Raw genomic sequence first — 6,107 nt, 5'->3', positions numbered from 1 at the left:
CTTGCCGAAACATTTGGAGTACAGGTTCCATTTCTGGCGTGAGCTTGAATGGACATAAAGCATTCAGTATGCGTCTCCAAACCAGTCGCCAGTCGCGCAGATTTTAGGGCGACAACGCAGTTATCAGAAGTTTCGCCAAAGACCTATTTGCATTTATCTATTTTCCACTTTGATCACTTGAAACTGTTAAATTCGATGGCTGGGTCGCCAGCAGCTTGAACCGGAGTTTGGCACGGGCTGACTGTGTTGAAAAACACTCGTACAGCATGTTGACTCCAAATTTGGTAGAACAACCGGCATGAACGGCCGATTCAGACAAGGATCAACAATTAGCTTCGTTGAGCATAGATGTCCGCTCAGGGCCAATGTTGTCGCAACACCCTCTCAGACGGGATACTTCACAAAGATTGCCTCCTGCGCATTGCTGACTTTGGTGCATGCCGCAGCATAGTTGGTTAAGCTTCCATGCCTCGAATAACAACTTTCACTGATCTGAGGATGGATATGTGCGCATGCAGCTAATGTCTGCAATCCGCTCGTCACCTCGGAAAGCCTCTGGTGCTTGCGGCTACACAGGTCATATCCGCTTCGGTCCCGGGAGCGGCTGTTAGGCATCAAAACCACCAAGGTCAGCAGGTTTGGGCCGCGAGCCGTCGAAAAGTAGAATAGCGGCATGAGGCCTTCCTGATCCACTTCTTTAAAGAGCGTTAGTAAATCTCACAGGTTCTAAGGGCGGGTTCACGAGTGAAACCGCCCTGATCTGAAGCACCCGACTGTCGCGTCCAGTTCAAGGGAAGCGGATCAGGCTATTATCGCCTTTTACACAGGGCCATGCCCCTATTTCAGCAGCGCGAGGATCTCTTGCGCGGCGGCGGCGGATGAGGCAGGGTTTTGGCCGGTGACAAGTTTGCCATCTCGCAACACGAAGCTGCTCCAGTCTGCGCCTTTTTCGTACAGACCGCCATTTGCCTTCAACATATCTTCTACCAGGAATGGCACAACGTCGGTGAGGGCCACGGCCTCTTCTTCAGTGTTGGTAAAGCCCGTTACGCGGCAGCCGGAAACCAGCGGTTTGCCGCCCGCCCCTTGGGCGTGCCGGAACACGGCGGGTGCATGGCAGACCGCTCCAACAGGCATGTCGGCGGCGGCGAAGGCCTCGATCAGGCGTTTGCTGTCCGCGTCTTCGGCGAGATCCCACAAGGGGCCATGACCGCCCGGATAGAAGATCGCGTCAAACCCGTCTTCGGTCACGTCCGAAAGCGTCAGCGTGTTCGCGAGATGCCTTTGCGCGTCGCTGTCGTCCTTGAAGCGACGGGTGTCATCAGTCTGTGCATCGGGATTGTCACTGGAGGGATCAATCGGCGGTTGGCCGCCTTTGGGCGAGGCCAATGTGATATCGGCGCCTGCGTCTTTGAAAACGTAGTAGGGGGCTGCAAATTCCTCCAGCCAGAAGCCGGTTTTTTTGCCCGTGTCCCCAAGTGCGTCATGGGATGTCAGTACCATTAGAAACTTCATGGCCTTGCCTTTCAGTTGCGCCCAACGCGAATGACGCGCTTGCCAAAGTTCTCGCCATTTAACAGGCCGATGAAAGCTTCGAGTGCATTTTCCAGACCATCGATAATCTCTTCACGGTATTGAATTTCACCGCTTTCGATCCACGCACCCATTTCTTTCGCAAACTCCGGATACAGATGATCGAAGTCGTCAAAGATAATGAAACCCTGCATCTTGATTTTCTTGCGAAGGATTTGCCCCATAAGCCAGTTCATCCGATCGGGACCGTCGGGAAGGGCGGTCGCGTTGTATTGTGATATCAGTCCGCAGACCGGCACCCTTGCGTTGGGGTTCAGCAGCGGGATGACAGCGTCGAGCACCTTGCCGCCGACATTCTCGAAATAGACATCAATGCCATCAGGGGTGGCCTTGGTAAGCTGTTCGGCAAAGTCGTCTGCCTTGTGGTCGATACAGGCATCAAAGCCTAATTCATCAACCGCATAGGCACATTTCTCCGGTCCGCCCGCAATACCGACCACGCGGCAGCCAAGGATCTTGCCGATCTGGCCGACAGTGGCGCCGACTGGACCGGTTGCAGCGGCCACGGCGATGGTCTCGCCCGGCTTCGGGGCGCCGATCTGGGTCAGACCTGCCCAAGCCGTAAAGCCGGGCATGCCCATGATGCCAAGCGCCCATGAGGGATGTGCGGGAGATTTGCCCAGATTGGTGACGCCGGTTCCATCGCTCAGGGCATAATCCTGCCAGCCGCTGAAGCTGAGGACATAGTCGCCCGGTGCAAACCCTTCGATGTGCGAAACAACCACCTGTGCAACGGTTCCACCCTGCATGACGCCGCCGATTTCCACCGGAGCGGCATAGGAGGGGGCGTCACTCATGCGACCGCGCATATAGGGGTCGAGCGACAGGAATTCCGTGCGCAAAAGCATTTGGTCCGGACCTGCCTCGGGAACGTCTGTTTCAACCAGGCGGAGTGTCTCTTTGGTCGGCGCGCCTTTGGGGCGCTCCGCCAGCACGAACTGGCGGTTTACGGTCTCTGTCTGTGTCATGTTCAATATCCTTTACAAAGCAGCTTCAAGAATGCGGCGGGCATCCTCGGGGGTGATGGCACCATGTTCGCCAAGAGCAATCATGTCGTGTTCTTTGAGCGCTGCGACTATGTGGTCGATATCGGCTTTGGCGAGGGCGTAATCGCTCAGGCGTGTTTTGATGCCCATCGATTCAAAGAAGTCTCGCGTGGCCTTGATTACTGCGTCGATCCGAGCATCCTCATCGCCCTCGCGGATATCCCAGACATTTGCAGCATATTGCAGTAGCTTCTCGCGTTTAGGGCCGCGCTGGTCATTCATCAGCGCGGGCAGCACCACGGCCAGCGTACGGGCGTGATCGGTATCGTTCAGCGCGGTGATTTCATGGCCGATCATATGGCTCGACCAGTCCTGCGGCACACCCGCGCCGATCAGACCGTTCAAGGCCAGTGTTGCCGTCCACATCAGGTTGGCGCGAATGTCATAATTTTCAGGCGTCTTCAGCGCCTTGGGGCCAAGCTCGATCAAGGTGCGCAGCAGCGTTTCGGCAAAACCGTCTTGAACGCGCGCAGCAGACGGATAGGTCAGATACTGTTCGATGATGTGAACAAAGGCATCCGCAACACCATTGGCGATCTGGCGCGGCGGCAGCGAGTAGGTGACTTCCGGGTCGAGCACCGAAAAGACGGGATAGCAGTGCGCGCTCATGAAGGGGAGCTTGGCGCCCTTTTCAGAATTGGTGATCACGGATCCAGAGTTCATCTCTGATCCTGTCGCGGGCAGTGTCAGCACGGTGCCGAACGGGACCGCGCCTTTCACGACCGACCCGCGCGATGTCAGGATGTCCCATGCATCGCCGTCATAAAGAGCAGCTGCCGCGATGAATTTGGTGGCGTCAATGACCGATCCGCCGCCAACTGCAAGAATAAACGTGATGTCTTCTTTGCCGATAACCTCAACCGCCTTGAGTGCGGTGTGAAAACGCGGGTTCGGCTCGATCCCACCGAATTCGACCAACGTGCGACCCGCAAGCGCCTCACGCACCTGTGCAAGAACGCCGGTGCGTTCAGCGCTGCCACCGCCGTAGACGATGAGAACTTTTGCATCAGCAGGAACCTGATCCTGCAAGTCCGCGATACGACCCTTACCAAACAGGATATGTGTTGGATTGTGAAAATCGAAATTCTTCATTGTTTCAGACCTCTTCAGCTTCAATGTGCAGGCGCACGTCGATGTTGTTGCGTGTGGCGTTGGAGTACGGGCAAACTTGATGCGCAGCTTCGACAAGGCGCTTTGCGTCATCGGCTGCCATGCCCGGCAAACGAATGGTGATGTCCAGATCAAGCGCGAAACCACCCTTGGCGCGTTGGCCAATGCCGACGTCAATCGTGGTTGTCGCCTTTGTGGCATCAAGCTTAAGCTGCTTGGCCATCAATTCCATTGCGCTGTCGAAACAGGCAGCATAGCCAAGTGCGAATAGCTGTTCAGGGTTCACCCCCGGCTCGCCACTATCCGGGCGGACCATCTGGACCGAATGGCTTCCGTCGTTCAGGGTTGCGGTGCCGGAGCGCCCTCCGCTTGCGGTTGCGGTGGTTTTGTAGAAAATTTTCATGATTTTCCTTTACGAATAGACCGGTCGTCTTTCGTGATGACAAATTTTTGAGAGTTATGGTGCTGGAACAAGCACTTTTGTCGCATCCATTGCGGAATTAAGAGCGGCATCACTGTGAGAGATGCTCGCAACGAGACTGGCCCCGAGCCACATATGATAGATCATTTCAGCCAAGGTCTGAGGGTTTTCGATCGATGCAATCGTGCCCTCGCTCTGCCCCTGCTCTATGGTCTTCGCCAGATGCGAAACAATGTCGGACACACCTTTTTGCAAGATGTTGCTCATGTTCTCCGATAGGTCAGCAACTTCTGCCGACAGTTTAACCACCAGGCACCGATCCTCAAGGTTCGGGCTGAGTTGTTTTTCGCGCCACCCTTCGAAATAGGTCAAGAGCCGAGACCGTGCATTCATGTCTGGATGCGTGAGAGAGGCATTCAGGCGATGGCTATACTCTGTCATAAACTCGCTCAACAGCGCGCAGCCATATGCCTCTTTCGATGCGAAGTAGTGGTAGAACGACCCCTTCGGAATGCCAGCCTCTTTCAAAAGTGTACTCAGGCCAACGCCTGTATAACCCTGCTGGGCTGTCAGGCGGCGTCCTGTGGTTAATATCCGAGAGCGGGTGTCGTTTTGGTGTTCCATGACCCGCTACATAGGTGCCATTAGACCGGTCGTCTATAGGTGGCGCGCTATTTTCTCACTCACGAATCTGTGAGACTGAGGCGCCCCTAGATTTGTAGACGCCTTGCTTGGTAATTTGGGAAGCAAGGAGAGACGGTTATGAACAAAAGAGTTCGGTTTACGGATGAGTTTAAGCAGGATGCCGTGGCGCAGGTTGTTGAGCGCGGATATTCAGTCAGCGAGGTTGCTGAACGACTGGGGGTCAGCACCAAATCTCTGTACACTTGGAAGGCACAATTTTCCAAGTCGCCCCAGGTCAGATCCGAGGTTGCTGAACAAGCGGCAGAGATCAGGCGGCTGAAGCGTGAGTTGGCACGGGTTACTGAGGAGCGGACAATCCTAAAAAAGGCGACCGCGTACTTCGCGCGCGAGTCACAGTGAAGTACGCGTTCATAGAGGCTCACCGTTTCGAGTTTTCTGTACGGTCGATGTGTCGTGTGCTGGCTGTGCATTTCAGTGGCTTCTATGCATGGCTTAAAGAACCGTTAAGTGCGCGAGCGTATGAAGATGCGCGGCAGACAGAGCTGATCCACCAAGCATGGACAGAGAGCGGGAAGGTCTATGGCTATCGGAAACTGGCCGATGATCTGCGCGATGCTGGCGAGACCTGCTCTGAGAACCGTGTGGCACGGCTGGCCAGTCTTGCAGGCATTTCGGCGCAGATCGGATACAAGCGTCGGCCTGGTCGCTATGGCGGCAAACCTGCTGTTGTCGCTGACAACACGCTGGACAGACAGTTTGAGGTTGCGGCACCTGACGCGGTTTGGGTGACCGACATTACCTACATCAGAACCCATGAAGGCTGGTCATATCTCGCTGTGGTCATCGATCTGTTTTCAAGGCGCGTCGTCGGATGGTCCATGCAATCACGCATGACAACTGACCTCGCCTTACAAGCCCTACTGAGTGCCGTATGGCGGCGTAAACCGAAGACCAAAGTCATGATCCATTCTGATCAAGGCTCCCAGTTCACAAGCAAAGAGTGGCAATCGTTTCTCAGAAAACACAATCTGGATGCCAGCATGAGCCGCCGTGGAAATTGTCACGACAACGCTGTCGCGGAGAGCTTCTTTCAACTCTTGAAGCGTGAACGGATCAGGCGGCGAACATATCTCACACGCAACGCCGCAAGGCAGGACGTGTTCAACTACATCGAGATGTTTTACAATCCGACACGCAAGCACACGAACAACGGCCTGTTGTCACCGGTTGACTATGAAATGAAACAGCAGAATATGAACAAGGCGGGCGTCTAGGAAATGAGGGGCACCTCA

General features: G+C 55.1%; 6 protein-coding genes. 1 reads left to right on the top strand and 5 read right to left on the bottom strand.

Annotated features, from left to right (window positions below; all coding sequences use genetic code 11):
• Positions 1-837: 837 nt before the first annotated feature.
• From KO492_RS03630 to KO492_RS03610, 5 genes are read right to left on the bottom strand one after another with little or no spacing between them, the layout of a single operon-like run.
• A complete protein-coding gene (locus KO492_RS03630; protein ID WP_216043729.1) occupies positions 838-1,515 on the bottom strand; it encodes a type 1 glutamine amidotransferase domain-containing protein in 678 nt (225 codons plus the stop codon).
• 11 nt (positions 1,516-1,526) lie between these two features.
• Complete coding sequence (locus tag KO492_RS03625; RefSeq protein WP_216043728.1) at positions 1,527-2,561, bottom strand: NADP-dependent oxidoreductase; 1,035 nt, start codon at positions 2,559-2,561, stop codon at positions 1,527-1,529.
• A 12-nt stretch (positions 2,562-2,573) separates the two neighbouring features.
• Positions 2,574-3,827 carry an iron-containing alcohol dehydrogenase gene (locus tag KO492_RS03620; protein ID WP_252735255.1) on the bottom strand — a complete coding sequence of 418 codons (1,254 nt, stop codon included), beginning with the start codon at positions 3,825-3,827 and terminating at the stop codon, positions 2,574-2,576.
• On the bottom strand, positions 3,736-4,152 hold the full coding sequence (locus KO492_RS03615; protein WP_216043727.1) for an organic hydroperoxide resistance protein: 417 nt from the start codon (positions 4,150-4,152) through the stop codon (positions 3,736-3,738). The genes KO492_RS03620 and KO492_RS03615 overlap by 92 nt, the downstream gene beginning before the upstream one ends.
• Before the next feature lie 54 nt (positions 4,153-4,206).
• Entirely contained in the window at positions 4,207-4,794 is a 588-nt protein-coding gene (locus KO492_RS03610; protein ID WP_216043726.1) for a TetR/AcrR family transcriptional regulator, read from the bottom strand.
• A 138-nt stretch (positions 4,795-4,932) separates the two neighbouring features.
• On the opposite strand from KO492_RS03610, the gene KO492_RS03605 reads away from it, so the two are divergent.
• A protein-coding gene (locus tag KO492_RS03605; protein ID WP_216043725.1) for an IS3 family transposase occupies positions 4,933-6,089 on the top strand; the annotation gives its coding sequence in 2 pieces (ribosomal slippage) (positions 4,933-5,185 and positions 5,185-6,089; 1,158 coding nt in all).
• The last annotated feature ends 18 nt before the right edge of the window (positions 6,090-6,107 follow it).

Origin of the sequence: Celeribacter halophilus (assembly GCF_018860305.1) — a bacterium.
In the GTDB taxonomy this organism is placed as follows: Bacteria; Pseudomonadota; Alphaproteobacteria; order Rhodobacterales; family Rhodobacteraceae; genus Celeribacter; species Celeribacter halophilus_A.
This window is presented reverse-complemented; position numbering and strand designations above follow the sequence as displayed.